This window comes from Kribbella jejuensis, from assembly GCF_006715085.1.
Classification (GTDB): domain Bacteria; phylum Actinomycetota; class Actinomycetes; order Propionibacteriales; family Kribbellaceae; genus Kribbella; species Kribbella jejuensis.
The window spans coordinates 618457-644622 of sequence record NZ_VFMM01000001.1 but is presented as its reverse complement, the minus strand read 5'-3'; the positions used below and the strand labels follow the sequence as shown (position 1 = coordinate 644622).

At 69.3% G+C, this 26166-nt stretch carries 23 protein-coding genes; 15 read left to right on the top strand and 8 right to left on the bottom strand.

Features of this window, described 5'->3' with window-relative positions:
• Window positions 1-22 precede the first annotated feature (22 nt).
• A complete protein-coding gene (locus tag FB475_RS03030; protein ID WP_141852309.1) occupies window positions 23-628 on the bottom strand; it encodes a TetR/AcrR family transcriptional regulator in 606 nt (201 codons plus the stop codon).
• 261 nt (window positions 629-889) lie between these two features.
• Here FB475_RS03030 and FB475_RS03025 point away from each other — a divergent pair, with 261 nt between their 5' ends.
• The 4 genes from FB475_RS03025 to FB475_RS03010 are packed head-to-tail and all read left to right on the top strand — an operon-like array spanning window position 890 to window position 5892.
• Window positions 890-2239 carry an ammonium transporter gene (locus FB475_RS03025; RefSeq protein WP_185759031.1) on the top strand — a complete coding sequence of 450 codons (1350 nt, stop codon included), beginning with the start codon at window positions 890-892 and terminating at the stop codon, window positions 2237-2239.
• Window positions 2236-2574: a P-II family nitrogen regulator gene (locus tag FB475_RS03020; RefSeq protein WP_141852307.1), complete on the top strand. Its 339-nt coding sequence runs from the start codon at window positions 2236-2238 to the stop codon at window positions 2572-2574. The genes FB475_RS03025 and FB475_RS03020 overlap by 4 nt, the downstream gene beginning before the upstream one ends.
• Window positions 2575-4833, top strand: coding sequence for a [protein-PII] uridylyltransferase (locus FB475_RS03015; protein ID WP_141852305.1), 2259 nt, complete (start codon window positions 2575-2577; stop codon window positions 4831-4833).
• A gap of 9 nt (window positions 4834-4842) precedes the next feature.
• On the top strand, window positions 4843-5892 hold the full coding sequence (locus FB475_RS03010) for a DUF2332 domain-containing protein (RefSeq protein WP_141852303.1): 1050 nt from the start codon (window positions 4843-4845) through the stop codon (window positions 5890-5892).
• A gap of 27 nt (window positions 5893-5919) precedes the next feature.
• On the opposite strand, the gene FB475_RS03005 is transcribed toward FB475_RS03010, so the two are convergent.
• Window positions 5920-6747, bottom strand: coding sequence for an arginase family protein (locus FB475_RS03005; protein WP_238331936.1), 828 nt, complete (start codon window positions 6745-6747; stop codon window positions 5920-5922).
• A 264-nt stretch (window positions 6748-7011) separates the two neighbouring features.
• On the opposite strand from FB475_RS03005, the gene ffh reads away from it, so the two are divergent.
• From ffh to FB475_RS02970, 6 genes are all read left to right on the top strand, one after another.
• Window positions 7012-8571 (top strand): signal recognition particle protein, encoded by a 1560-nt coding sequence (ffh, locus tag FB475_RS03000; protein WP_141852301.1) that lies wholly within the window; start codon window positions 7012-7014, stop codon window positions 8569-8571.
• Between the two features lie 281 nt (window positions 8572-8852).
• Window positions 8853-10229, top strand: a complete 1377-nt coding sequence (locus tag FB475_RS02995; protein WP_141852299.1) for a lytic transglycosylase domain-containing protein — start codon at window positions 8853-8855, stop codon at window positions 10227-10229.
• Window positions 10230-10503: 274 nt separating this feature from the next.
• Entirely contained in the window at window positions 10504-11772 is a 1269-nt protein-coding gene (locus FB475_RS02985; protein ID WP_141852297.1) for a lytic transglycosylase domain-containing protein, read from the top strand.
• Between the two features lie 90 nt (window positions 11773-11862).
• Entirely contained in the window at window positions 11863-12954 is a 1092-nt protein-coding gene (locus tag FB475_RS02980; RefSeq protein WP_141852295.1) for an amidohydrolase family protein, read from the top strand.
• On the top strand, window positions 12955-14241 hold the full coding sequence (locus FB475_RS02975; protein ID WP_238331935.1) for a sensor histidine kinase: 1287 nt from the start codon (window positions 12955-12957) through the stop codon (window positions 14239-14241).
• On the top strand, window positions 14232-14870 hold the full coding sequence (locus FB475_RS02970; protein ID WP_141852293.1) for a response regulator transcription factor: 639 nt from the start codon (window positions 14232-14234) through the stop codon (window positions 14868-14870). The genes FB475_RS02975 and FB475_RS02970 overlap by 10 nt, the downstream gene beginning before the upstream one ends.
• A gap of 42 nt (window positions 14871-14912) precedes the next feature.
• On the opposite strand, the gene FB475_RS02965 is transcribed toward FB475_RS02970, so the two are convergent.
• Together FB475_RS02965 and FB475_RS02960 are read right to left on the bottom strand one after the other, a co-directional pair.
• Window positions 14913-16262 carry a flotillin family protein gene (locus FB475_RS02965; protein ID WP_141852291.1) on the bottom strand — a complete coding sequence of 450 codons (1350 nt, stop codon included), beginning with the start codon at window positions 16260-16262 and terminating at the stop codon, window positions 14913-14915.
• A gap of 22 nt (window positions 16263-16284) precedes the next feature.
• A complete protein-coding gene (locus FB475_RS02960; protein WP_141852289.1) occupies window positions 16285-16479 on the bottom strand; it encodes a hypothetical protein in 195 nt (64 codons plus the stop codon).
• Window positions 16480-16609: 130 nt separating this feature from the next.
• Here FB475_RS02960 and FB475_RS02955 point away from each other — a divergent pair, with 130 nt between their 5' ends.
• Both FB475_RS02955 and FB475_RS02950 read left to right on the top strand, forming a co-directional pair.
• Window positions 16610-16993 (top strand): effector-associated constant component EACC1, encoded by a 384-nt coding sequence (locus FB475_RS02955; protein WP_141852287.1) that lies wholly within the window; start codon window positions 16610-16612, stop codon window positions 16991-16993.
• A 14-nt stretch (window positions 16994-17007) separates the two neighbouring features.
• On the top strand, window positions 17008-19158 hold the full coding sequence (locus tag FB475_RS02950) for a caspase, EACC1-associated type (protein WP_141852285.1): 2151 nt from the start codon (window positions 17008-17010) through the stop codon (window positions 19156-19158).
• On the opposite strand, the gene FB475_RS02945 is transcribed toward FB475_RS02950, so the two are convergent.
• From FB475_RS02945 to FB475_RS02930, 4 genes are read right to left on the bottom strand one after another with little or no spacing between them, the layout of a single operon-like run.
• Window positions 19124-19951, bottom strand: coding sequence for a carbohydrate ABC transporter permease (locus FB475_RS02945; protein WP_141852283.1), 828 nt, complete (start codon window positions 19949-19951; stop codon window positions 19124-19126). The two genes, FB475_RS02950 and FB475_RS02945, sit on opposite strands and share 35 nt — an antisense overlap.
• Window positions 19948-20880: a carbohydrate ABC transporter permease gene (locus FB475_RS02940; protein WP_238331934.1), complete on the bottom strand. Its 933-nt coding sequence runs from the start codon at window positions 20878-20880 to the stop codon at window positions 19948-19950. Before FB475_RS02940 ends, FB475_RS02945 begins: the two co-directional genes overlap by 4 nt.
• Window positions 20877-22178 carry an ABC transporter substrate-binding protein gene (locus FB475_RS02935; protein ID WP_141852281.1) on the bottom strand — a complete coding sequence of 434 codons (1302 nt, stop codon included), beginning with the start codon at window positions 22176-22178 and terminating at the stop codon, window positions 20877-20879. The genes FB475_RS02940 and FB475_RS02935 overlap by 4 nt, the downstream gene beginning before the upstream one ends.
• A 4-nt stretch (window positions 22179-22182) precedes the next feature.
• Window positions 22183-23190: a carbohydrate kinase family protein gene (locus tag FB475_RS02930; protein WP_238331933.1), complete on the bottom strand. Its 1008-nt coding sequence runs from the start codon at window positions 23188-23190 to the stop codon at window positions 22183-22185.
• 114 nt (window positions 23191-23304) lie between these two features.
• On the opposite strand from FB475_RS02930, the gene FB475_RS02925 reads away from it, so the two are divergent.
• The 3 genes from FB475_RS02925 to rpsP all read left to right on the top strand — a co-directional run bounded on the left by FB475_RS02925 (window position 23305) and on the right by rpsP (window position 26163).
• A complete protein-coding gene (locus FB475_RS02925; RefSeq protein WP_141852279.1) occupies window positions 23305-24057 on the top strand; it encodes a DeoR/GlpR family DNA-binding transcription regulator in 753 nt (250 codons plus the stop codon).
• 25 nt (window positions 24058-24082) lie between these two features.
• Window positions 24083-25459, top strand: coding sequence for a 6-phospho-beta-glucosidase (locus tag FB475_RS02920; protein WP_141852277.1), 1377 nt, complete (start codon window positions 24083-24085; stop codon window positions 25457-25459).
• Between the two features lie 176 nt (window positions 25460-25635).
• Window positions 25636-26163, top strand: a complete 528-nt coding sequence (rpsP, locus tag FB475_RS02915) for a 30S ribosomal protein S16 (RefSeq protein ID WP_141852275.1) — start codon at window positions 25636-25638, stop codon at window positions 26161-26163.
• Window positions 26164-26166 lie beyond the last annotated feature (3 nt).

Below are 26166 nucleotides of genomic sequence, written 5' to 3'. Positions count from 1 at the left end.
GCCGGCCTCTGATCGACGGCGGTCAGATGTCGAAGTCCAGGATCGCCCGCAGGGTGACGTCGACCAGGCTGTCGGCTTCCTCGATCGCCGGCATCGGCTGCCCGGTCAGTGCCCGGATCACGAACACCCCGGCCATCCACTCCACCATCAGCACCGGGTCGGCGGTGCTCTTGATCGGTTCGCCGCGCGCGCGGGCGCGTTCCAGCGCCTGCCGGGTCAGCTCGATCCGGCGCTCCAGTACCCCTCGGTAGACGGCGGCCGCGCGTTCGTCGCGGTTCGCCTCCGAGACCGCGAGCCGGATCATCGCCCGGCCGCGCTCACTGTTCGCGAAGGCCAGCGCGACCCGGTAGACCTGGCGCAGGTCACCGGCGATCGAACCGGTGTCGGCGTCCGGGATCTCCAGGTCGAACAGGTCGGCCATCGCGTCGCTGGCGAGCAGCTCCTTGCTGGCCCACCGCCGGTAGATCGTCGCCTTGCCGACCCCGGCGGCCTCGGCGACGTCGTCCACCGTCATTCCGTCGAAGCCCCGTTCCAGCAGCAGCTGCACGGCGTACCGGCGGATCCTCGGCTCCGCGTCCGGGTCGCGTGGTCGGCCGCGTCGCGGCCTCACCCCGTAGTTCGGCTCCATTCGTCGTTCCCCAGGTAAGACGGGTGCAGTGGCGCGGCTGCAGGCCCGTGTGGTCCAGGCCAGAGTGCCACACTCCGGTCCGTAGTCGCCGATGTCACCTCGATGTCACGTGGGAGGCCGCTTTGTCACATGCCTGAAACAAACGGACCGATCGGCTGAAACGGCGCGCCGACACCGTTTGCGATGTGGCCGCGCGGCGGGCTCCCCGGTGTTGTGGAGACCTCCCGACTGAGGCGCCGGCCACCCCGTTCGATGGAAGGGATGACGTTGATGGAGATCAACGCCGGCGATACCGCCTGGGTACTGGCCAGTGCCGCCCTGGTGATGCTGATGACCCCGGGCCTGGCTTTCTTCTACGGCGGCATGGTGCGCGTGAAGAGCGTGCTGAACATGATGATGATGAGCTTCATCACCATCGCCGTCGTCACCATTCTCTGGGTGGTGGTCGGTTACTCGTTGACGTTCGCCGGTGACACCGGGCACGTGATCGGTAACTTCTCCGAGGTCGGCCTCAAGGGCCTGCTGGACCCGAAGGCGGTGAGCGGGACGACGCCCACGCTCGCTTTCGTCGCCTTCCAGCTGATGTTCGCGATCATCACCCCGGCGCTGATCTCCGGCGCGATCGCCGACCGGGCGACGTTCCGCGGCTGGATCGCGTTCGTGGTCGGCTGGACGACCCTGGTGTACTTCCCGGTCGCCCACTCGGTGTGGTTCCTGGACAAGGGCAACGGTGGCTGGATCGGCGACAAGCTGAAGGCGGTCGACTTCGCCGGTGGTACGGCGGTGCACCTGAACGCCGGTGCCGCCGCGCTCGCGCTGGCGATCGTGCTCGGTAAGCGGGTCGGCTGGAAGAAGGACCCGATGCGGCCGCACAGCCTGCCGCTGGTGCTGCTCGGCGCCGGCCTGCTGTGGTTCGGCTGGTTCGGCTTCAACGCGGGCTCCGCGCTGAGTGCCGGCACCACCGCCTCGGTCACCTTCGTGAACACCCAGGTCGCCACCGCCGCCGCGGTGATCGGCTGGCTGATCGTCGAGCGGCTCACGCACGGCAAGGCCACCACGCTGGGCATGGCGTCCGGTGCGGTCGCCGGTCTGGTCGCGATCACCCCGTCCTGTGGTGCGGTCACCCCGCTCGGCGCGATCGCCGTCGGCGTGCTCGCCGGTGCGATCTGCGCCTTCGCGGTCTCGCTGAAGTACAAGCTCGGCTTCGACGACTCCCTCGACGTGGTCGGCGTGCACTTCGTCGGCGGTCTGTTCGGCTCGCTGTCGATCGGCCTCTTCGGTTCGGCCATTGCCCCGTCGGCCGTGGACGGCCTGTTCTACGGCGGCGGTGTCACCCAGCTCGGCCGGCAGGCGCTGGCCAACGTGGCGGTCGCGATCTACTCCTTCTCGGTGGCGTTCATCCTCGGCAAGGTGATCGACAAGACGATCGGCTTCCGGCTCACCGAGGACGACGAGGTCACCGGTGTGGACCAGGTCGAGCACGCGGAGACGGCGTACGACTACGTTGGTTCTTCCGGTCTGCGCGGCGCGCTGTCGGTGCGTCCGGCGGCCCCCGCCGAGACCGAGAATGGGACCACTGAGGCCTCGGAGAAGGAAGGTGTCAAGGCATGAAGCTGGTCACCGCAGTCGTGAAGCCGCACAAGCTGGAGGACGTGCGGGCCGCGCTGGAGACGTTCGGCGTCACCGGTATGACGGTCACCGAGGCGAGCGGCTACGGCCGGCAGAAGGGCCACACCGAGGTCTACCGCGGCGCGGAGTACGAGGTGGACCTGGTCCCGAAGGTGCGCCTCGAGGTGGTCGTCGAGGACGGTGACAGCGCCGACGTGGTGGACGTGATCGTGAAGGCCGCGCAGACCGGCAAGATCGGCGACGGCAAGGTCTGGGTCACCCCGGTCGACACCATCGTCCGCGTCCGCACCGGCGAACTGGACGGAGACGCACTCTAGATGGTCGATCGAGCAGAGCAGCGGCGAGTTCGTGCCCGGGAGGCAGACGAGCTGCTGCAACTGCTGCTGGCGAAGGCATGCGACGCCCTCGGTGTACCTACCGAGGGCGTCGCCCTCGTCGCTGTCGGCGGGTACGGCCGTGAGGAGCTGTCGCCGTACAGCGACCTCGACGTGATGCTCGTGCACGCCGAGGGGTACCCGCGGATCGGCGAGCTGGCCGCCCAGATCTGGTACCCGCTGTGGGACTCCAGGACCAAGCTGGACCACAGCGTGCGCACCCTGGCCGAGGCGAGGGATGCAGCCGCCGCGGACGACCGGGTGGCTCTTGGGCTCCTTGACGCCAGGCATGTCGCCGGTGACACGCACCTGACGCTGCAGCTCCGTTCGGTGCTCATGGCGGACTGGAGACGGACGGCGAAGTCCCGGCTGCCCGCGTTGGCGCAGGCTTGTCGTGACAGGGCCTCCAACGTCGGTGAGCTCGCGCATCTCGCAGAGCCCGACCTCAAGGAGGCGTACGGCGGTCTGCGGGATGCTGTCGTACTGCGTGCACTCGTGGCGTCGTGGCTGGTCGACGTACCGCATCCCGTGGTGGAGCGGGCGCGGCGCGATCTGCTCGAGGTCCGCGACGTACTGCACGAGGTCGCCGGACGGGCCACGGACCGGCTCGTGGCAGACCTGGCGGGCGAGGTTGCGGCAGGGCTCGGCCTGTCGGGGCGCGACGAGTTGCTGCGACACGTGTACGCCACCGGGCGGACGCTGGCGCATGTGTGTGACGTGTCGTGGCGGCGCGTCGAGAGCTTGATGACGAAGCCGCCGCGGTCCCGCCGCAGACACCGCAGCGGTGGTCCGCTGCTGCTCGCGCTGGACGAGGGCGTCGGTCAGCACGAAGGCGAGGTCGTGCTGATGCCGGACGCGCGGCCGGAGCGCGACGCAGTGCTCGGTCTGCGTGCTGCTGCGGTTGCTGCGGACCGTGAGCTCGTGCTGTCACCTGCTGTGTGTGCACGGCTGGCGTCGTCGGCTGCTGACCTGCCGGAGCCTTGGCCGGGGGAGGCGCGGCGGTTGCTGTGCGCCCTACTCGGTGCTGGGTCCGGTCTGCTGGAAGTGTGGGAGGCGCTGGACCAGGCCGGGTACATCACGCGGCTCCTGCCGGAGTGGGACGCCGTACGCTTCCGGCCGCCGCAGTCCGCGATCCACCGGTTCACGGTTGACAGACATCTGCTGGAGACCTGTGTAGAAGCCTCCTCGATGGTCCGTGACGTACGCCGACCGGACCTGTTGCTGGTGGCCGCCCTGCTGCACGACCTCGGCAAGGCGCTCGACGGCGACCATAGTGTCACCGGTGCGGGCATCGCCGCGCGGGTAGCCCGTCGGATCGGCTTCAGCGAGGCCGACGCCGACACCATCACGTTGCTCGTCCGCCAGCACCTCATGCTCGCGCAGGTCGCCACCCGGCGGGATCTCGAAGACCCGATGACCGTGGACATGGTCGCGGGGATCGTCCGCAGTACCGAGACCCTCGACCTGTTGGAAGCGTTGACGTACGCCGATGCGCGCGCGGCCGGTCCTGCTGCATCCTCACCGTGGCGCATGCGGCTCGTCGGGGAGCTGTGCCGGCGGGTACGCGGTGAGCTTGCGGGTGGTGGAGAGGGCATGTGGAGCGATACGCCTCCTGTTCCGGTGCCTGTGTTGCACCAGGTGGTCGGTGTCGGTCGTCTTGGTGTCACGGTCTCCGACCATCACGGCGACCTGCGCGTGAACGTCGCCGTACCCGATCAAGTGGGGACCCTGTCCACCGTCGCCGCTGTACTGGCTGTTGAGCGGCTCGCTGTGCGGTCCGCTGTGGTCACGTCGGTTGACGGGCTCGGCATCTCGCAGTGGACCGTTGCCGGCTCACCTCCCGATCCGGTGCGGCTGCGGGACCGGTTGGCGGTAGCGCTACGGGACTCCACCGACGTCGTACGGCGGCTGGCCGCGCGGGACTCGTCGAAGCCACGGGTCGCGAGCCGTGTCGACTTGTTGTCCGACGCGTCCGAGACGGCCACGGTGCTGCAGGTGCGCGCGCACGACCGGCCAGGTCTCATGTACGACGTGACCGCGGCGATCGCTGCCACCGGTGCGGACATCCGCTCTGCCCACGTCAGCACGCTCGGTGCCGAGTGCGTGGACGTCTTCTACCTGACCGATCGCCACGGCGCCCCGCTGGAACCGGAGGACGCGCGGACGACAGCCAAGTCGGTGCTGGATCGCCTGAGCTTCTAACCTCACTACGTGGATCTTGTAGAGGCACTGCAGCGACAGGCGACCGCCTGTGAGGACTTGGGCTCTCCGATGTACGCCGAGCTGCTCCGGCTGATCGTCGACGACTACGAGGTCGGTGGGATCTCGGTCAGGGCGCTGGAGGGGTACGAGGACCGTTCGTTCGGCGAGGCGATCGGGCTGCGGCTGCTGGCCTCGGTCCACGGGCTGGTGTTGTCCGGTACGGCGCCCGAGCTGGCGGCGTTCTACCCGAGCGTGGGCGGGACGTGGGACCCCGTGCTCGGCTGGGAGGCGTTCGAGCAGGTGCTGCAGTCGCGGCTGGGGGAGGTGCGTTCCTTGCTGACCCAGCCGCCACAGACGAACGAGGTGGGTCGCGCGGCTGCTCTGTACGGCGGCCTGCTCCAGTTGGTGGAGGTCGTGCCACTGCCGGTGCGGCTGTTCGAGATCGGTGCGAGTGGTGGGCTGAACCTACGGGCGGACCGGTTCCGGTACGTGGCCGGCGGGACGTCGTACGGGCCTGCTGAGAGCCCTGTGGTGTTCGAGAACGCATGGACAGGACGCGTGCCGTCGGTGGACCTGCGGATCGCCGAGCGGGTCGGATGCGACATCGCCCCGGTGGATCCGCTCACGGACTCCGGTGCGCTCACGTTGACGTCGTACGTGTGGCCGGACATGGCGGAGCGGTTGACGCGGCTGCGTGGCGCACTGGCGATCGCGCACGACGTACCGGCCGACGTACGACCGGAGGACGCGGTGTCGTTCCTGCGGGCGCTGGAGTTGTCCGAGGGGCACGTGACCGTGGTGTGGCACTCGATCATGTGGCAGTACCTGCGCCGCCCGGACCGGGCCGCGATCGAGGCCCGCCTGGCGGAGCTGGGCGCCCAGGCGACGGACTCCGCGCCGCTCGCCCACCTCAGCCTGGAACCGCACCGCGTACTCACCCACAAGCCTGGCAGCGACGGGTACGAGTACCGCATCGACCTGCAAACCTGGCCAACCGGCAAAACCCGCACCCTGGGCACCGCGTCACCCCACGGCCAGGACCTCGCCTGGCTCAGCTGAGCGTCGCCTGCAGCGGCTCAGCAATGCTCACGCGAGCACTGCCACCAGCGCGTCGGTCAGCTCAGCCGCATACCGGCCGTCCGGGTCGAGGTCCGGATCGAAGATCCCCACATCGAGCCCCACGCACCGCGGATCCCTCACCAACGGCCGAAGTACCTCGCGAAGCTCGGCGTATCCAATCCCACCCGGCTCCGGACTGTCCACCGCCGGCATCACCGCAGCATCCAGCACATCCACGTCCAAATGCACCCAAAACCCATCGAGGCCCCCCGCACCCACCCCGTCCACCGCGCCGGCACCCGCCGCGCCGGTGAGGTGCGCCAGCGTGGCGGTGGCGACCGCCGTCGGGTTCTCGGAGATCCGACTGGCTCGCCAGACCGGGATGCGGGCGCGCTCGACGTCGGCGACGTACTCGTCGTCGTCGCGGATGCCGAGCAGCACCGCGTCGGTGTCCCGCACGTAGGGCCCGAGGCCCTCCAGGTCCGTCAGGTCGTCCTGCCCGCGCCCGGTCACCAACGCGAGCGCCTCCCCACCCGCGGCGCCGACATACGGCGAGTTCTCGGTGGTCCGGAAATCCGAGTGCCCGTCGAGGTACACCACGCCGTACCGCCCCAACCGCCGCAACCCCAACGCCGGCCCGAGCAGGTTGCTGCACTCACCGCCGAGCAACACCACGAAGTCCCCCCGCGCCACGAACGACGCCACCCGATCCGCCAGCCGAACCGTGTACGCCGCCATCGCAGCCGCGTTGAACACCCCGTCCCCAGGCTTCCACCCGTGTACGTCGTACCGCGGCGGAGTCACGCATCCGCCGTCCACCGCCCCGACCCGCGGCAAGAACCCCTGATCCCGCACCGCCCCCGCCAACTTGTAACACCCCGGCACGACCCCCGGAGCCGGCGCCCGCAACCCCAGGTTGGATGGCCCGTCCAGCACAACCCGCACTCGCCGCTCCTAACCGAAGAAGGTCGATTGACCGGTTAAATGCTGTCCTGTCGGCCCGTGCCTGTCAACGGACCGGTGCGGCCGGGCGAAGGCGTGCAGACGGCCGCGCCCGGGGCTCGGGCCGTGCCGGTAGACTCGGGGAGTTCATCGCTTCGAGGAAACGGACTGTTTCTCGTGTTCGACACGCTTTCCGATCGGCTCTCCACCGCGTTCAAGAACCTGCGGGGCAAGGGCAAGCTGACCGACGCCGACATCGACGCGACCGCCCGGGAGATCCGGATCGCGTTGCTGGAGGCCGATGTCGCGCTGCCCGTCGTGCGGGAGTTCATCGCGGCGGTGAAGGAACGCGCCAGCGGTGCCGAGGTGCGCGGCGGGCTGAACCCGGCGCAGCAGGTGATCAAGATCGTCAACGAGGAACTGATCAAGATCCTCGGTGGCGAGACCCGCGAGCTGCGGATGGCCAAGCGGCCGCCGACGGTGATCATGCTCGCCGGTCTGCAGGGTGCCGGTAAGACCACCCTGGCCGGCAAGCTCGCCAAGTGGCTGAAGGAGACCCAGCACCAGACACCGATGCTGGTCGCGGCCGACCTGCAGCGGCCGAACGCGGTCACCCAGCTCCAGGTCGTCGGTGAGCGCGCCGGCGTGCCGGTGTACGCACCCGAGCCGGGCAACGGCGTCGGCGACCCGGTCGACGTGGCCCGCAAGGCGATGGACGAGGCGCGGTCCAAGCAGCACAGCGTCGTGATCGTCGACACGGCCGGCCGGCTGGGCGTCGACGAGGAACTGATGAAGCAGGCCGCGGACATCCGCGACGCGGTCAACCCGGACGAGATCCTGTTCGTCGTCGACGCGATGATCGGTCAGGACGCGGTCACCACGGCGCAGGCCTTCCTGGACGGCGTCGGCTTCGATGGCGTCGTACTGTCCAAGCTCGACGGTGACGCCCGCGGTGGTGCCGCGCTGTCGATCGCACAGGTCACCGGCCGCCAGGTGATGTTCGCGTCCAACGGTGAGAAGCTCGAGGACTTCGACGTCTTCCACCCGGACCGGATGGCGTCCCGGATCCTCGGGATGGGCGACGTACTCAGCCTGATCGAGCAGGCCGAGCGGACCTTCGACGCGGAAGAGGCCGCGAAGACCGCGGCCAAGCTGCAGAAGAAGGGCGGCAAGGACTTCACCCTGGACGACTTCCTCGCCCAGATGCAGTCGGTCCGCAAGATGGGCCCGCTGACCAAGATCTTCGGCATGCTGCCCGGCGCGAACCAGTTCAAGGACCAGCTGGAGAACTTCGACGAGCGCGAGATCGACCGGATCGAGGCCGTCATCCATTCGATGACGCCGGCCGAGCGGGCCGACCCGAACATCATCAACGGCTCCCGCCGGGCCCGGATCGCCAAGGGTTCCGGTACCGAGGTGGCCACCGTCAGCGGCCTGGTCGAGCGGTTCTTCGAGGCCCGCAAGATGATGGCCGCGATGGCCTCCGGCAAGGGCCTGCCGGGAATGCCCGGGATGCCTGGCATGCCGGGGATGGGCGGCGGCGGCCGGAAGGCCAAGCAGCAACAGCAGAAGAAGGGCAAGAAGCGCGGCTCCGGCAACCCGGCCAAGCGGGCGAACCAGGGCAACCAGCAGCCGCAGGCTCCGCAGCCCGGTCAGCTGCCGGCCGCTTTCGGCGGCCAGAACGGCGGCGACTTCGAGCTGCCGGACGACCTGAAGAAGATGCTCGGCGGCAACTGAGCCGTACCTGAGCTCTTACCAGGATGCCCCGAAGGGCAGACCGCCCGTCGGCCGAACGGATGGCGAAAATGTCATCCGTTCACCCGGCGCGCTCGGTGCTGCCGCGGGCTTACGGTGGTGAGACGTGGGGAGTGAACATCCGGGGACGAGTCCCTGAACATGCCTGTTCGGTACTCGGTGACGGCGCACCGGCTCCGGTTGTGGCCGACCGACCGGCGGTTAAGATCGTCCCTACGCCCGAGTGACACACCAAACTGCGGAATGCGTCGAGGACGGTTCGGATGAGGCAGCAGTTCAAGAACCTGGACACCTGGCGGGGAAAGCTGACCGCCGCCTGGGTCTGCCTGGCTCCGCCCACCGCCATGGTCGCCGTGTTCGTGGTCGGCGGAGTCACCTCGAACACGTTCGTCGTGGACGCCCACGCACTGGCCGCGCCGCGCCAGGACGCGGTCTTCGACAACCTCGCGGAGAACGTTCCGAACCGGCCGGGCGCCGACGGCAGCCTCCCGTCGCAGGCGAAGTCCGCGATCCAGGTCCCGGTCACGGGGACCACCGACGGCACCGTGCAGCCGATCCCCGGCGCGTTCGGGAACGCGTCGGGCATCCCGGGCACCGTGCTGGCGGCGTACCAGAAAGCCGCTCGCGATCTGGCGATGTCGATGCCGGGCTGCTACATCACCTGGCCGTTGCTGGCCGGCATCGGCAAGGTCGAGTCCGACCACGCCAGCGGCGGCAAGGTCGACGCATTGGGCAATACCCGCGGCAAGATCCTCGGCCCGGTCCTCGACGGCGGTCCCGGGACGGCGGCGATCGCCGACACCGACCACGGCGTGTACGACGGGAACACGACCTGGGACCGCGCCGTCGGGCCGATGCAGTTCATCCCCGGGACCTGGAAGACGTTCGGTGCCGACGGCAACGGTGACGGCGTGAAGGATCCGCACAACGTGTTCGACGCGGCCCGTGCGGCGGGGGACTACCTCTGCTCCGGTGGCGCGAACCTGTCCGACCCGCAGGGCCTGGTGCAGGCTGTGCTGACCTACAACCACTCGATGGACTACGTGTCGACGGTGCTGCGCTGGATGCAGTCGTACAGCAAGGACACCGTGAGCATCCCGGACAAGCCGGGGCAGATCGACATCCCGGGTGACGGCGGCAACGCCGAGGACAAGGACGGGCAGCGGACGACGACCACGACGCCGACCTCCCCGGCGACCTCTCCGCCGACGACGGTCCCGACGACAGCGCCGACGACCGGTGCGACCTCGCCGACGGTCGCGCCGACGTCGAAGCCGACCGCGAGCGTGACCTCGACGCCGTCCAAGACCCCCACCAAGACTCCGACCAAGACGCCGTCGGGCACACCGACCAAGACCACTCCGCCGAGCACCCCGACCTCGACGCCGACGAGTCCGACGAGTCCGCCGACGTCTCCGACAACGCCGCCGACAACGCCACCGACGACACCGACGACACCGCCCACCACGCCGCCGACGACCCCGCCGACGAGTCCGGACCCGAGCTGCGCACCGACCACAGCCCCGACTGAGACGCCCACCCCGTCCCCGTCGGACTCGCCGACCACCACGCCGAGCCCGTGCAACACCGCCGCGCCCGCCTCCGACGAGACCCCCGCCGCCTCACAACCGGCCAACTGAACCAAGCCCGCCCGAGCCCGCGCTTACCGACCCCCCGAGCCCGCCGCCCGAGCCCGCCGCCCGAGCCCGCCCGCCCGAGCCCGCCGCCCGAGCCCGCCCGACCGAGCCCGCCCGACCGAGCCCGCCCGACCGAGCCCGCCCCCACCGAGCCCGCCCGGCCGAGCGAGGTAGCGTGGTCCGTTACCTCGGTGCCGGTTTTCCGAGCGGATTCTGTGTCCGGTAACTTTGCGTCGTCTTGATGTAACTTTCTGGCGCTTGGTTCGTTGAAGGGGCTATGCGCCTAACCCGTAGTGGAAACCGTCGGGTCAAAATCATCATCGCTTCACTGTGTACCGCCCCGCTCCTGGTCGGGGCCGTTGTCACCGTCGCCTCGGGGGGTACCGGTGCCGCCGGAGAGCTCACGGCGGGCAGTCCGGTCGCCCCGTCGCCCGGCGCCGGGCTGAACAGCGGTGAGTTCGACGAACTGACGATGATCGTGCCGCAGCGCCCCGGAGTGGACGGGCAGCTCGGATCCGACAAACCCGCCCGTGCCGACGTCCCCGTGCAAGGGGCCACCGACGGGCGATCGGTCGTCCGTCCCGGGCGGCCGGGAGCCGTGAACGGCATCCCGCGCGGGGTCTTCCCCGCCTACCGCCGGGCCACCGCGAACCTCGCGGTCGTCCGGCCGAATTGTGGTCTCACCTGGCCGTTGCTGGCCGGCGTCGGCAAGGTCGAGTCCGACCACGCCAGCGGCGGCCGGGTCGACGTGGCCGGCACCACCCGCGGCCGGATCCTCGGCCCGGTGCTGAACGGCCGGCACGGCAACGGCCGGATCACCGACACCGACCACGGCAAGTACGACGGCGACCAGACCTGGGACCGGGCCGTCGGGCCGATGCAGATCATTCCGCAGGTCTGGGACGAGTTCGGGGCCGACGGCAACGGCGACGGTTTCCGCAACCCGAACAACGTGTACGACGCGGTCACCACGGTCGCCGTGGTGCTCTGCGCCCAGGGTGACGACCTGCGCAACCCGCGCGACCTGGTCGCCTCGCTGCTGCGCTACCACCACTCCAAGGACTTCGTCGCGACGGTCCTGAAGTGGATGCGGGTCTACAGCAAGAACGCGGTCCTGGTGCCGAACGCGAAGGGCAACATCGCCGCCGCGAAGCAGAACGGCAACGCCGACCGCCGGGTCGACCCGCGGGTGGTCCCGGACATTCCGGACGACACCAAGACGGCGACCCCGACCCCGCCGCCGGCGAGCACGACCACGATGCCGACGGTCGCCCCGCCGAGCACGCCGTGGGACAAGCCGACGCCGCCGAAGCCGGTCGACACACCGACGGACTGGCCGACGCACCCGACGTCGACGCCGACCAAGAGCCCCACCAAGACGCCGACGAAGCCGCCGACCAAGACGCCGACGCCGACGCCGACGCCCACCCCGACCCCGACCGAGACGCCGACCGAGACCCCGACGCAGACCCCGTCCGGGACGCCCTGCGCCGGCAACGAGACCACCACCCCGACCTGCACGCCGGGCGGCGGCTCGCACGGATAGTGCCCTGTCCGGTGGTCCGGCGCCGACTGGTCGGCACATCCTCGCCACGGCGCTGGACCACAGCACACAGCCAGCCGGTACGGTCGCTCCATGAGCGGCGTACTAAGGCTGACCGGCACGGTGTTGCCGGCTGGTGAGCAGCAGGAGCTCCACCTCAGCGGTGGGCTGGTCGTCAACCGGCCCGCCGCTGCTGACGTGACGACCGTGCACACCGGCGGCTGGATCGTGCCGGGGCTGGTCGACGCGCACTGCCACATCGGGCTCGACCAGCACGGCGGGGTCGACCAGCAGACGCAGGAGGAGCAGGCGATCGCCGACCGCGACGCCGGTGCGCTGCTGGTCCGGGACGCCGGTTCGCCGGTCGACACCCGCTGGATCGACGACCGCGAGGACCTGCCGAAGATCATCCGGGCCGGCCGGCACCTCGCCCGCTCGAAGCGGTACCTGCGCAACTACGGCTGGGAGATCGAGCCGGAGGAGCTCGTCGCGTACGTCGAGCAGGAGGCCCGCCGCGGTGACGGGTGGGTCAAGCTGGTCGGCGACTGGATCGATCGCGAGGCCGGTGACCTCACACCCTGCTGGCCCGCCGACGCGCTGACCGCCGCGATCGCCCGCGCGCACGAGCTCGGTGCCCGCGTCACCGCCCACGTCTTCGGCGAGCACGCGCTCCCGGATCTGCTCGCCGCGGGCATCGACTGCCTCGAACACGGCACCGGTATCGAGCCCGGGCTCCTCAGCGAGCTGGCCGAGCGCCAGGTGGCCGTCGTACCGACGCTGATCCAGTTGGAGAACTTCCCGCAGTACGCCGAGCAGGCCGCGGGCAAGTTCCCGGTGTACGCCGCCCACATGCGAGACCTGTACGAACGCCGCCTGCACCGGTTGCGGGACGCGTTCGAGGCCGGCGTACCGGTGTACGCCGGGACCGACGCCGGAGGGGTGCTCGGGCACGGGCTGGTCGCGCAGGAGATCCAGGCGCTGACCGAGATCGGGATGTCGGGAGAACAGGCGCTCGCCGCCGGGTCGTGGGCGGCCCGTGAGTGGCTCGGTGCGCCGAGCGAGCTGCGCCCCGGCGACCCAGCCGATCTGGTGGTGTACGACGAGGACCCGCGCGCGAACCCCGCCGTGCTCACGCATCCGCGCCTGATCGCGCTCCGCGGAAAGGTGATCTCTACCAGAGGCTGAATGGTAGAGCCTGCTGTACCGACCGCTGCCGTACTCGTACCGCAAGATGTGAGCATGCTCAAGAAGATGCTGTCCCGGGGTGGTCCGGCCGCTGGTTACCTGGTCATCCGCTTCTTCAAGTCGGTCACGTTGCTGGCCGCGCTCCCTGTCAGCCTGATCTGGGGCTGGCTGATCCCGGGCGCCACCGCGGGTCTGGTGCGGCTCGCCAACAGCGAGCGGTACCGCGCAGCGAAGTTCCTCGGCCTCCCGCAGGCAGAGGAACTGCCACCCGCGCTCCCGCGGCAGCCGGGGGACGTGGTGACGCTCTTCCGGGACAAGTCGTTCAAGCGCGCGCTGCGCTGTCTGCTGATGCCGGTCGCGATGATCCCGGAGCTGGCCGTCGCGGTGGTCGCCATCATCGGTGCGCCCGCCGCGGTGGTCGGCATGCTCTTCTGGTGGACCGACCCGGGCAACGTCAGCCTGATGGGTATCGACGTCAACAACTGGTTCGAGGCGCTCACGCTCGGCCCGCTCCAGATCGGTGCCGGTCTGTGGTTCCTCGGCAGGGTCGCCCCGGCTCTGGCCCGCGGCCACGCCAACGCGGCGCTCCAGCTGCTGGCGCCTAGCCCGGAGCAGCTGGAAACGGTCCGGCTGGAACGGCGCGTGGAGGAGCTCACGAAGAGCAGGGCAGGTGCTGTCGACTCGCATGGCGCGGAGCTGCGCCGGATAGAGCGGGACCTGCACGACGGTACGCAGGCTCAGCTGGTGTCGCTGGCGATGCGGATCGGTATCGCCAAGCGGACGATGGCAGATGACCCCGAGAAGGCGGCCAAGCTGCTCGACGACGCCCGTGACGGTGCAGAGCAGGCCATGACCGAGCTGCGCGGCGTACTGCGCACCATGTACCCGCCGATCCTGGCCGATCGCGGTCTGGCCGGGGCGGTGTCTGCGCTTGCTGCCAGATGCCCGCTACCGGTAGAGCTTCGCATCGGTGAGCTGGGTCAAGTCCCTGCCGCAGTAGAGGCGTGCGCGTACTTCGTAGTTGCGGAGGCCCTCACCAACGTCACCAAGCACAGTGCGGCCGGGCATGTCGACGTACAGCTCGAGCGCCGTGGTCCGGAGCTCTACCTCGCGGTCACAGACGACGGGATCGGCGGGGCGCGGATCAGTGAGCAGAGCGACCTGCTCGGTCGGGGGAGCGGACTGCATGGCATGCTCCATCGCGTGCAGGCGATCGACGGACACATGGAACTGCACAGCCCGATCGGTGGGCCGACCACCGTCGAGGTGATCCTTCCGTGCGGGTGATCATCCTCGAGGACAACCCGATCCTCGCCGAAGGCCTCAGCCTGCTGCTGGACAACTCCGGCTTCGAGGTCGCCGCGATCGCCACCGACGCGGACCAGTTCGCCACGGCGATCGCCGAGCACCAGGTCGACATCGCGGTGGTCGACGTACGGCTGCCACCGACGTTCACCGACGAGGGCCTGCGCGCCGCGATCGAGGCCCGCCGCGTCCGGCCGGGCCTCCCGGTCCTGGTGTTCTCGCAGTACGTCGAGGAGGTCTACGCCGCCGAACTCCTGGCAGCCGGCAGCGAGGGCGTCGGGTACCTGCTGAAGGACCGCGTCTCCCGCGTCGACGAGTTCTTGGAAGCGGTACGCCGGGTTGCGGCCGGAGGCACCGTGCTGGACCCGGAGGTGGTCAGCCAGCTCATGGTGAAGCGCAGCAGCCCGCTCGACCGCCTCACGCCGCGCGAACGCGAAGTACTCGCTCTGATGGCCGAAGGTCTCGGCAACACCGCGATCGGCGAGAAGCTCTTCATCTCCGACGGTGCGGTTCACAAGCACGTCGGCAACGTGTTCCTGAAGCTGGACCTTCCACCGACCGACTCCGGCCACCGCAGGGTGCTGGCGGTTCTCACCTACCTCGGCCTCTGAGCCGTGGGATCCCCCTGATACACAAGGGGATCCCACGGATTGTCAGGCGCGGTCGTCCGGTACGGATTCGAGCTTCGGGGGCTCGTCCTTCTTCGTGGCCAGCGAGTCGATCAGCTGCTTGGCCAGGGCGAACCCGGAGCCGCCCATTGTGATCGTCTTCACCAGGGTGTCCTCGATGCCCTGGGCGCCGTTCAGCACGACCATGTTGCCGACCTTCTCGAACGAGCCCGCCGCCGCGGCGACGATCTCCGGGTAGGCCTCGGCGAGCTGCTGCGCCACGACCGCGTCGGTGTTGGTCGCCAGCGCCTCGGCGCGCGCCTTGATACCGGCCGCCTCCGCCATCGCCTTCGCCTGCACCGCGGACGCCTCGGCCTTACCGGTCAGCTCGGTCGCCTTCGCCTGAGCCTCACCCCGCAGCTGGACCTCCTTGGCGTTCGCCTCTGCGGCCGCGATCTGCGCGTCACGCGCGGCCTGTGCCAGCGTGCGCTGCTTGTACGCCTCGGCGTCGGCCGGCTTCAGCACGGTCGACTCGAGCTGCTTCTCGGCCAGCGACGCGTTCAGCTTCGCGGTCTCGGTCTCGGCGACCACGACCTCCTGCTTGGCCAGCGCGGCCGCCAGCGGTCCGGCCTGGAACGCCTTCGACGTCGCCTGGTCGACCTCCGCCTGGTACCCAGCCTTGGCGATCTCGCTCTCCCGGATCGCAGCCGCCTTGGCGGCGGCCGCGACCTGCTCGCGCTCGGTCGCCTCCCGGTCCCGCTCGGCCTGCGCGATCCGGGCCGCGGCCTCGACCGCGGCCGCCTGCGGACGGCCGAGGTTCTTGATGTAGCCGGACTCGTCGTCGATCTCCTGGATCTGCAGCGAGTCCACGACCAGGCCGAGCTTCTCCATGTCGCCGGCCAGCGAGCCGCGGATGTTCGTGGTCAGCGTCTCCCGGTCGTGCAGCATCTCCTCGACCGTGGTCGAACCCACGATCGCCCGCAGGTGACCCGCGAACAGCTCGTGGATGGTGCCCATCACCTGCTCGTCGCTCTGCTCCAGGAACCGGCGGGCCGCGTTCGCGATCGAGCCGTAGTCGTCACCGACCTTGTACGCCGTGACGCCCTTGATGTGCAGCGGGATGCCTTGGCTGGACACGCAGGTCACGGTCAGCGGCGTCGCGCGGATGTCGAGCGGCAACCGGCGTACGGTCTGGAAGCCTGGGAGCACCGCCGTACCGCGGCCGACGACAATCTTGAAACCGAGCGTCTCGTTGACCTGCTCGTTGCTCGAGTGCGCGCCGAGACCGGAGATGATCAGCGCCTCGTTCGGTTCCGCCACCCGCCAGACCATCCGGAAGATGATGAGCAGGGCGATCACCGCGGCAGCGGCGACGCCCACGTACGTCCACAACATTTCCCCTCCAAGGGAACTTCAATTAGATGGCGCGAGCGACGTAGACGGTGCGCGGTGGGTCGAAGTCGACGACGATCACCTGCGTCCCCACCTCCAGCACCTCGTCGGTCGCCGGGTATGCGTAGAAGGCCTCGGTGGCACCCCGGACCGGCAGCATCACCTCGCCGACGATCCCGGGCGCGATCCGGCCGATCACCCGCCCCCGCTTGCCTACCATGTTGCCCCTCCGACGCACTCCCGGCTGCTGCAGTTCCCCGAATGCTAGCTGGCCGCGCGTCTTGTCGCGGCTGCGGCGCAGGAGGATCGTGGGGCTCGGGGAGGGGGCGGAGGAGGGGGAGGAGGATGGCATGGGCGACGACGTACTTGTCGGCGTCACCGAGGACGGAGCCGACGACGCACGGCTCGAGGAGCTCGCGCTGCTGCTGCGGCAGGAGCTGCTGTTGCTCGACGTGAACTCGGTCGAGTCCTATCGCGCAGGCCCCGCACCGGAGGGGTCGAAGGGCGGTCTGGCCGCAGTCGCCGGTCTGCTGAGCGTTTCGCTGGCTCCCGGCCTCCAGGCTCTCGGCTCCGTGGTCGTGGTGATCCGGGAGTGGATCCGTCGGTCGGCCTCGGGTCGGACGGTGAAGCTCAGCATCGACGGTGACGTGATCGAACTGACCGGCGCGACCAGTGATATGCAGCAGCAGTTGGTCGATGCCTTCGTACGGCGGCATGCGGGGGCGGACGCCTGAAATGGGGGCCTGAAATGGACGGCTCGCGGTTTGCGCTGATCGTTGCCAACGACCAGTACGACGATGCCGGTCTGAGCCGGCTTGTCGCGCCGTCGCAGGACGCGGCCGCGTTGGCCGACGTACTCGCGGATCCGTCCGTCGGCGGCTTCGAGGTACAGGTACTGCGGAACGCGCCGGCCCAGGACATCCGGTTCGCGGTCGAGGACTTCTTCGCGGACCGGAGCCCGGAAGACCTGCTGTTGCTGCACTTCTCCTGCCACGGCTTGAAGAACGCGGCGGGCGAGTTGTTCCTGGCGGTCGCCGACACCAGGCCGACCCGGCTCGCCTCGACCGCGGTGGCGGCCGATTTCGTGAACCGGCAGATGGCCGACAGCCGCGCGCAGCGGATCGCCTTGTTCCTGGACTGTTGCTATGGCGGCGCCTTCCCGCGCGGGATGGTCGTCCGCGCCGCCGGTGAGGCGCAGGTGCAGGACGCGTTCGCCCGGCAGGCCGACGTCGGCGGCGGCCGTGGCCGGGTGGTGATCACCGCGTCGAGCGCGATGGAGTACGCGTTCGAGGGCGGCCGGCTGACCAGTGACGCCGCCCCGGCGCCGTCGGTGTTCACCGGTGCGGTGGTCGACGGGCTGACGACGGGTGAGGCGGACCGGGACGGCGACGGCTGGATCGGGCTGAGCGAGCTCCTCGGGTACGTGCGGGACCGCGTGCACCGGGTCACGCCCGACCAGAACCCGCAGATGTGGACGTTCGGCGCGCAGGGGGAGCTGCTGATCGCGCGCAGCCGGGTCCGGCGGATCACCCCGGCCGCGCTCGCGCCGGAGCTGACCGCGGCGATGGAAAGTCCGTTGCCTGCGGCAAGGTTCGGGGTGGTCGACTACCTGCGGGAACGGCTGGCCGACGACGACCTCGGGCAGGCGTACGCCGCCTGGCAGGCACTCGGCCGGATGACCGCCGACGACAGCCGCAAGGTCTCCGAGGCCGCGACCGCGGCACTCGCCTCCGCCCTGCCGACGGTAACCCCGTCCGAGCTCACCCTCGACGCCACCGCACCCGCCGAGCTGCACCTCGCCGGCCCACCGATCGCACTCACCGCCGTGGCCTCCGCGCCGGACAACCGCCTCGAGCTAGAACAGAACGGCACCCAGATCCGGGTCCGCGCCCGGCCGCCCGAACCAAAGCCCATACCCCTGGGCGAGGCGCCCGGCGAGCTGAGCGGTGAGACGTTCGTGATGCTAAGCGGGCCGACCGGGGAGGTGACGGTTCCCGTCCGGCTCACGACCGCGCCCACCGATCCCGAACCCCCGGCACCACCACCAGAGCCCGCACCAGAACCAGCCCCCGAACCTGTCCCCGAACCGCCACACAACGAGCCGCCACACACCGAGCAGCTACGCACCGAGCTGCCACGCACCGGGCTGGCCGCCGGTCAGCGGTGGCCGTGGTGGCTTGTCGGCGTACTGGTCGTGGCCGCGGCCTTCCTCGTCGTCGTGAACTGGCCAGGGGCCGCGGACTCCCGGAAACTCTGGTACGACGCCGACCCGACCGGCTGGTACATCTACCGCACCTGGGGCGATCCAGCGATCGTCGCCTCGATCGTCGCGGTCCTGGCTTCGCTGACTTTGCGACGAGTGGGTGCGGCCGCGCTAGGAGTAACCATCGGCTGCGCACTTGCTCTGCTCGAGTACGGCGTCGTCATCCTTGCCGGCGGCATCAGCGCCGACGAGACCAGCGCCTGGGCCGTCACGGTCGGAGTCACGCTGGCCCTGGTCGTCCTGCTCATGCTCACGCAGCGCCCGCCGTCCTGGCCGCTCTATCCGGTCTCACCGCCGACGGCGACTCTCGTAGTTGCCGGGGGCCTCCTGCTGATCACAGCGCTGGCCATCCGGGATTCCAGCGGGTACTCGCTGCTCACGGTCACTCCGCTCTTCCTACTGCAACCGCTGGTCATCATCGCGTTCGCCTGGTCGGCCCGGGCTGCGGTGGACGCCCGGGCGAAGACCTGGCTCACCACCGCGACTCTCACGGTGGCGGTGCTCGGCGTACTCGGCGCCGTACCGACCTGGACCCAAGGCCACTCGGTGCCGGTCTTCCTCCTCTACCTAGTGGGCAACGCCCTGCTCGCCACGGCCGTTCTCATCCCCGCACCGCGCCTTCGGTCGCGCCCTTGATGAACTGGCGGGCGAAGACCGCGAACACGATCACCAGCGGGATCATCGCGAGCAGCGCACCGGTCATCACCATGCTGTAGTCGACACCGTGCGCCCGGTTCAGCGTGGACAGTGCGACCTGCAGCGTCACGTGATCGGGGTTCGTCAGCACGATCAGCGGCCACATGTAGTCGTTCCAGGATCCGACGAACGTGAAGATCCCGAGGAACGCCAGCGCCGGCCGCGCGGACGGCACCGCGACGTGCCAGTACGTACCGAAGAACCCGCAGCCGTCCAGCGTCGCCGCCTCGACCAACTCGTCGTGGATGGAGTTCTGGAAGTACTGCCGCATCCAGAAGATCCCGAACGCGTTCGCCGCGCCCGGGATGATCAGCGCCTTCAACGAACCGACCCAGCCGAGGATCGCCATCGTCTGGAACTGCGGTACGGCGGCCAGCTGCGCCGGCAGCAGCATCGTTGCGAGCAGGATCACGAACAACGCGTTCCGCCCCGGAAACCGGAACTTCGCGAACGTGAACGCGGCCAGCGAGTCGAAGAACAGCACCAGCGCTGTCGTCGACACCGCGACGATCGCCGTGTTCCCCATCGACTGGAAGAACGCCACGTTGTCGAGCACGTGCCGCACGTTGTCACCGAAGTGCCCGCCGAACGTGAACTTCGGCGGGAACCGGTAGATGTCCGCGGTGGTGTTCGACGCCATGATGATCGTCCACACGAACGGGAACATGAACACCAGCAGCGCCAGGATCAGTACGGCGTGCAGCGCGAGCCCCCGCCACCGGGTACGCGTCATCGGTCCTCACCCCGTCCGCGGAAGATCCGCCAGTTGATTGCCGTGAACAACAACACGAGCGCGAAGATGCTCAGCGCGATCGCGGCGGCGTACCCGTAGTCGTTGTCGAGGAACGCGGCCCGGTAGAAGAACAGCACCACGGTCATCCCGCTCTGTCCGGTGCCGCCGCTGTTGCCGACCATCACCTGCGGCTCGGTGAACGTCTGCAGGCCGCCGATCGTCGACATGATGACGGTGAACAGTACGACGGGACGCAGTTGCGGCAGCGTGATCGAGAAGAACGTCCGTGCCGCGCCGGCACCGTCGACCTTCGCGGCCTCGTACTGCTCCTTCGGGATCGCCTGCAGACCGGCCAGGTAGATCAGCGTGTTGTATCCGACCCACTGCCACACGATCATCGTCGAGATCGCGATCTTGATGCCCCACGGTTCGCCGAGCCAGTCCTGCTGCGGGATCCCCAGCGACCGCAGCGCGGCGTTCACCAGACCGAAGTTCGTACTGAAGATCGAGCTGAAGAAGATCGCCATCGCGACCAGCGACGTCACGTTCGGGATGAAGTACGCGATCCGGTAGACGTTGGTGAACCGGACGGCAGACTGCAGCATCACCGCGAGCACCAACGCCAGCACCAGCGTCGGTACCGTCGACATGAAGAACAGGACGACGGTGTTCTCCAGTGACTGCCAGAACGTCGGATCCTTGACCAGGAACGCGAAGTTGCCGAGGCCGGTGAACCGCCGGGCGCTCAGGCCGTCCCAGCGCTGGAACGCCAGCACGATCGTGGACACCATCGGGTACAGCCCGAACACCGCGAACAGCAGGTAGAACGGCGACAGCGCCAGGTAGAACCGCCAGTACGACCAGATCCGCTTGCGTGGCGGCGGTGCCGCCGTCACCGCCGGTGTGGAGACTGTCGCCGTAGCGGTCACTGCACCCCCTGCCGCTTGGCGATCGCCTTCGCCTTGGACACCGCCGACGACCAGGCCGCGTCCGAGGTCTTCGCGCCGGTCTGCACGGTCTTGAGCTCGTCGTGGAACGGCGCCGCGACCGCGTCGTCGTACGGGCTCTGGTACGCGACCGGGATCGCCTTCGCCGCCGGGCCGAAGACGCTGATCGGCACCTGGCCACCGAAGAACTTGTCCGCCGCGGTCAGCTGCGGTTTGTCGTACGCCGCCGGCGCCGACGGGAAGATCTGCGCGTCCGCGAACGCCTTGGCCTCGTTGTCGGGGCTGAGCATGTACTTGATCACGTCGAACGCCTTCTGCGGATCGGCCGCGTTCTTGGTGATCGCGAGGAACGAGCCGCCGAAGTTGGCGGGGCCGCTCGGCGTCGGCGCGAGCCGCCACTTGCCGACGCTGGTCTTCACTGCGGACTTGATGTCCGACGCGACCCACGCGGCGCCGATGTGAGCCGGCACGGTGCCCTGGTCCAGTCCGGCGTTCCAGTCCGGGCCGCCGCTCGGCGTCTTGCCGTCGATCTTCAGCGTCATCGCCTTGACCGAGGTGTCCCAGGCCTTGCGGATGTGGTCCTGGTCGCCGATGAACTTGTTGTCCTTGGAGATGTACCGCTCGGTGCCCTGGCCGACGACCATGTCGTACAGGTCGGTGGCGTCCCAGACCAGCAGCGCCTTCGGGTTCTTCGCCTTCAGTTGGACGCCTGCCGCGAAGAAGTCGTCCCAGGTCTTCAGCTGCTCGGCCACCTTGGCCGGGTCGCTCGGCAGCCCGCCCGCGGCGAAGATGTCCTCGCGGTAGAACAGCGCGGTCGGCCCGACGTCGATCGGCAGCCCGATCACCTTGCCGTCGAGCGTGGTGGCCTGGTTGACCTTCCACTGCAGGTAGTCACCGAGGATCGAGTCCGCGCCGAGTGTCTTCAGGTCCACGAACCGCTGCGCCTGCGGGAGCAGCGACGCGATGTCCTCGCCCTTCAGGCCGGTGATGTCCGGGATCGACGTCCCGCCGTTGAACGTGGTGATCAGCTTCTGCTTGAAATCGCCGCCGATCTCGGAGTACTTGATCTTCGGGTCCGGGAAGTGCGCGATCGTGTCGGTCAGCACCGACTTGCCGAGACCGCCGGGCCAGCACCACATGGTCAGCTCGGTGGCGGTGTTCTTCTTCGCCGTCGTACCGGCGTTGTTCATTCCGGACGAGCAGCCGGCGAGTGCGCTACCTGCTACCCCGCTCGCAATGGCCGCGAAGCCCCCGAGCAGGGTCCGACGTGAGAGCTCCATGGTTCTACCTTCCCGAGCGAGTGCTTTTCCTCGCTCCGTTGTGCGCCGCATGGGCGCGGATCAGCGCTTCCAGCTGGTGGTCTTCGGGGTTCGCGTCCTGCCAGGCCGCGAGGTCGGCCCAGCGCGGCGCGGCGTCCGCCCCGCCGAGCCGGGTGACCGAGATGGCCGCGGTGAGCGCGGCGAACCGCACCCGTTGTTCGAGCGGCAGTTCCCAGAGCGTGGCCGCGATGAAACCGGCGGCGAACACATCACCCGCCCCGGTGGTGTCCGCCGCCGGGACCGGATACGCAGGTACGGCGACCTGCTCGCCGGTGCCTGCGTCGATGGCGATCGCACCTGCTGCGCCGTTGGACACGACCACCAGCGGCACCTTGGCTGCAAGGGCCTTCAGTGCGGCGTCCGGAGAGGACGTGCGCGTGTAGGACATCGCTTCGTCGGCGTTGGGCAGGAACACGTCGCAGTGCTCGAGCTGATCGAGTACTGCGGAGTCCCACTGCTCGCTCGGGTCCCAGCCGACGTCCGCGAACACCAGGCTGCCCGCGGCCTTCGCCTTCGCCAGCCACTCGTTCGGCCACGGTCCGATGTGCGCAGCGACGGCTCGGGCGGAGGGCGCGGTGGTGATGAGGTCGTCGGCCGAGAGCGGGGGATTCGTACCCCGGGTGACGAGCGCCCGGTCGTCGTCATAGGCGAGCGCCACGGTAAGCGGCGTCTGCCAGCCGGGGACCTGGCGGGACAGGCCGAGGTCAATGCCCTCGGCGCTCAGCCCGGCCCAGACCCGGTCGCCCAGGTCGTCCGCACCGAACGCGGCGGCCATCCCGGTACGCAGCCCGAGCCGGGCGAGCGCGACCGCGAAGTTCGCGATCCCGCCGGGGCTCTCGTGCGACTCGGTGGCCCACACCTCGGTACCCGGTCGCGGGGGAGTGGGCAGCCCAAGCACCAGGTCGTGGAAGACCAGACCGGACACGACAACATCCAGAACCGGTACGTCCAGTTCGTGCATCTGCAGCCACACTCCTGCATGCTCGATCAAACTCGTTCATGAATCTTGTGACTTGTGCTCAGGTTCCGCAATACCTGCTCATCAATTTGACTGAAAATGACGGAGTTTGCGTGATACGGTCTGCCTGTGTTGCCGAAGCAGCGACAGGATCAGATCGTCCGCGCGCTCCGGGCCGACGGGGCCGGGGGCGTCAAGGTGCTGGCCGAGAAGCTCGGCGTCAGCGAGGCGACGATCCGCCGCGACCTGGAGCAGCTGCACGCCGAAGGCCGGTTGACCCGGGTCTACGGCGGAGCGCTCGCGGTCGACGGCGGCGACGAGCCGTTCGCGGACGTCAACGCCGTCCACGCCGAGGAGAAGGACCGGATCGCCCGCCGGGCCGCCGAGTTGGTGACCGACGGCGAGTCGGTGCTGCTCGACATCGGGACCACGGCACTCCGGGTGGCGCAGCACCTGCACGGCCGGTCCTTGACCGTCGTCACCAGCAACCTCGCGGTACTCGAGGAGCTGCAGCACGACGAGCAGATCGAGCTGATCGTGCTGGGTGGTTTCGTACGGCGCAGCTACCGGTCGCTGGTCGGCTACCTGACCGAGGAGAGCCTGCGGCAGATTCACGTCGACTGGCTGTTCCTGGGGACCAGTGGGGTTCGTCCGGACGGCCGGGTGATGGACAGCACGATGATCGAGGTCCCCGTGAAGCGGGCGATGATCAATGCGGCCGACCGCGTCGTCCTGCTCGCGGACCGGACCAAGTTCCCGGGCCACGGGGTGGCGCGCGTGTGTGAGCCGGGGGAACTGACCATGGTCGTGACCGAGCCCGGCGCCGACGAGGCCACCCGGGCCCAACTGGCAGAGGCGGGAGTGCAGGTGGTGCTGGCGTGAGCAGGCGGATCCAGGGGGTGTTGCTATGCGACTGACGATTCTCGGCGGGGGCGGTTTCCGGGTTCCGCTGGTCTACCACGCGTTGCTGGGTGATCACGGCGACGGCCGCATCACCGACGTGATGCTGTACGACACCGACCGCACCCGGCTGGCCGCGATCGGTGCAGTGCTGCGTCAGCAGGCGGCGGTCGCTGCCACGGCCGACGCCGACGGCTCGGTGCCTCCGCTCCCACCTCCGGCGGTGACGGAGACGACCGACCTGGACGAGGCGCTGCGCGGTGCCGACTTCGTCTTCTCGGCGATCCGCGTCGGGGGCCTCGACGGACGGACGACCGACGAGCGGGTCGCGTTGGACCTTGGCGTACTGGGCCAGGAAACGGTCGGCGCCGGCGGCATCGCCTACGGTCTGCGCACGCTTCCGGTCGCCCGGCAGATCGCCCAACGCATCGCCGCGGTCGCCCCGGATGCCTGGACCATCAACTTCACCAACCCAGCCGGCATGGTCACCGAAGCGATGATCCCGTTCCTGGGCGATCGGGTCATCGGCATCTGCGACTCACCGTCCGGCCTCGGGCGCCGCGCCGCGTTGGCCCTGGGGGTGGATCCGTCAACAGCCTTCTACGACTACGCAGGGCTTAACCACCTCGGCTGGCTGCGCGGCCTGAAGTCCGACGGCATCGACCGCCTGCCTGAGCTACTCCAGTCATCGCAGGCGCTCAGTTCTTTTGAGGAGGGCAGGCTGTTCGGCGCGGACTGGCTCCGCTCGATCGGCTCGATCCCCAACGAGTACCTGCACTACTACTACTTCGCCCGCGAGACGCTGGCCGCCGTACAGGCTGTCCGGCAGACGCGTGGGGCCTTCCTGCTCGAGCAGCAGTCCGCGTTCTACGCCGAGACCGGGCAGCACCCGGACCAGGCGTTCGAGCTGTGGCAGAAGACCCGGGCCGAGCGAGAGTCGACGTACATGGTGGAGAGCCGTGAGGTCGCGGACGCGGGGGAGCGGGACGAGCGCGACATGGCCGCCGGAGGGTACGAGCAGGTCGCGCTGTCGCTGATGCGGGCGATCGCGCACAACGAGCGCGCGTCGCTGATCCTCAACGTCCGCAACCGCGGCGTACTGCGTCATCTGGACGACGACGCGGTCGTGGAGATCCCGTGCACGGTGGACGCCAACGGCGCGCTGCCGGTCACCGTGTCGCAGCTCACCGACCACCAGGCCGGGCTCGTCTGCGCGGTGAAGGCCGTGGAGCGATCGACGATCGAGGCCGCCACGTCGGGCTCCCGGGACGCCGCCGTACGGGCGTTCGCGTGGCATCCGCTGGTCGACTCGGTGACGATCGCCCGCGAACTGCTGGACTCCTACGCCGACCGCCTTCCCGACCTGGGCTACCTGCGCCGCTGAGGCCGATTGGTGTCCACGGTGTGGAATCTGGCACAATGTCAGGCTGAGTCCGTCCAGGTTTCGTGCAGCCCTCTAACTCCACGGCCCGGCCGGCCCATCGAGTGTCGCTGCGTTGTCCCCACGACGCGGTCGTGCTGCTCACCCAGAATGTAATTTCCGAGGGAGACCACCCGAAAGTGGCAGTCAAGATCCGTTTGAAGCGCATCGGCAAGAAGCGCACCCCGCACTACCGCATCGTCGTGATGGACGCCCGCACCAAGCGGGACGGCCGGGCGATCGAGGAGATCGGGATCTACAACCCGAAGACCGAGCCGTCGTTCATCCGCGTCGAGTCGGACCGGGCGCAGTACTGGCTGGGCGTCGGCGCGCAGCCGAGCGAGGCCGTCGAGGCGATCTTCAAGGCCTCCGGCGACTGGCAGAAGTTCAAGGGCCTGGAGGCTCCGGCGCCGCTGCGCGTCGCCGAGCCGAAGCGGGACAAGCAGGAGATCTTCAACGAGGCGCTGGCCGAGGCCCACGGCTCGCTGAAGACCGAGGCCGTCACCGCCAAGAAGACCGCGAAGAAGGCCGAGAAGAAGGACGACGCCGCCGAGGCCCCCAAGGCTGACGAGGCGCCGAAGGCCGAAGCGGCGCCGAAGGCCGACGAGGCTGCTGCGGACCAGGCCGGCAAGGCCGACGAGGCTGCGGCCGAGACCACCGAGGCCTGACGA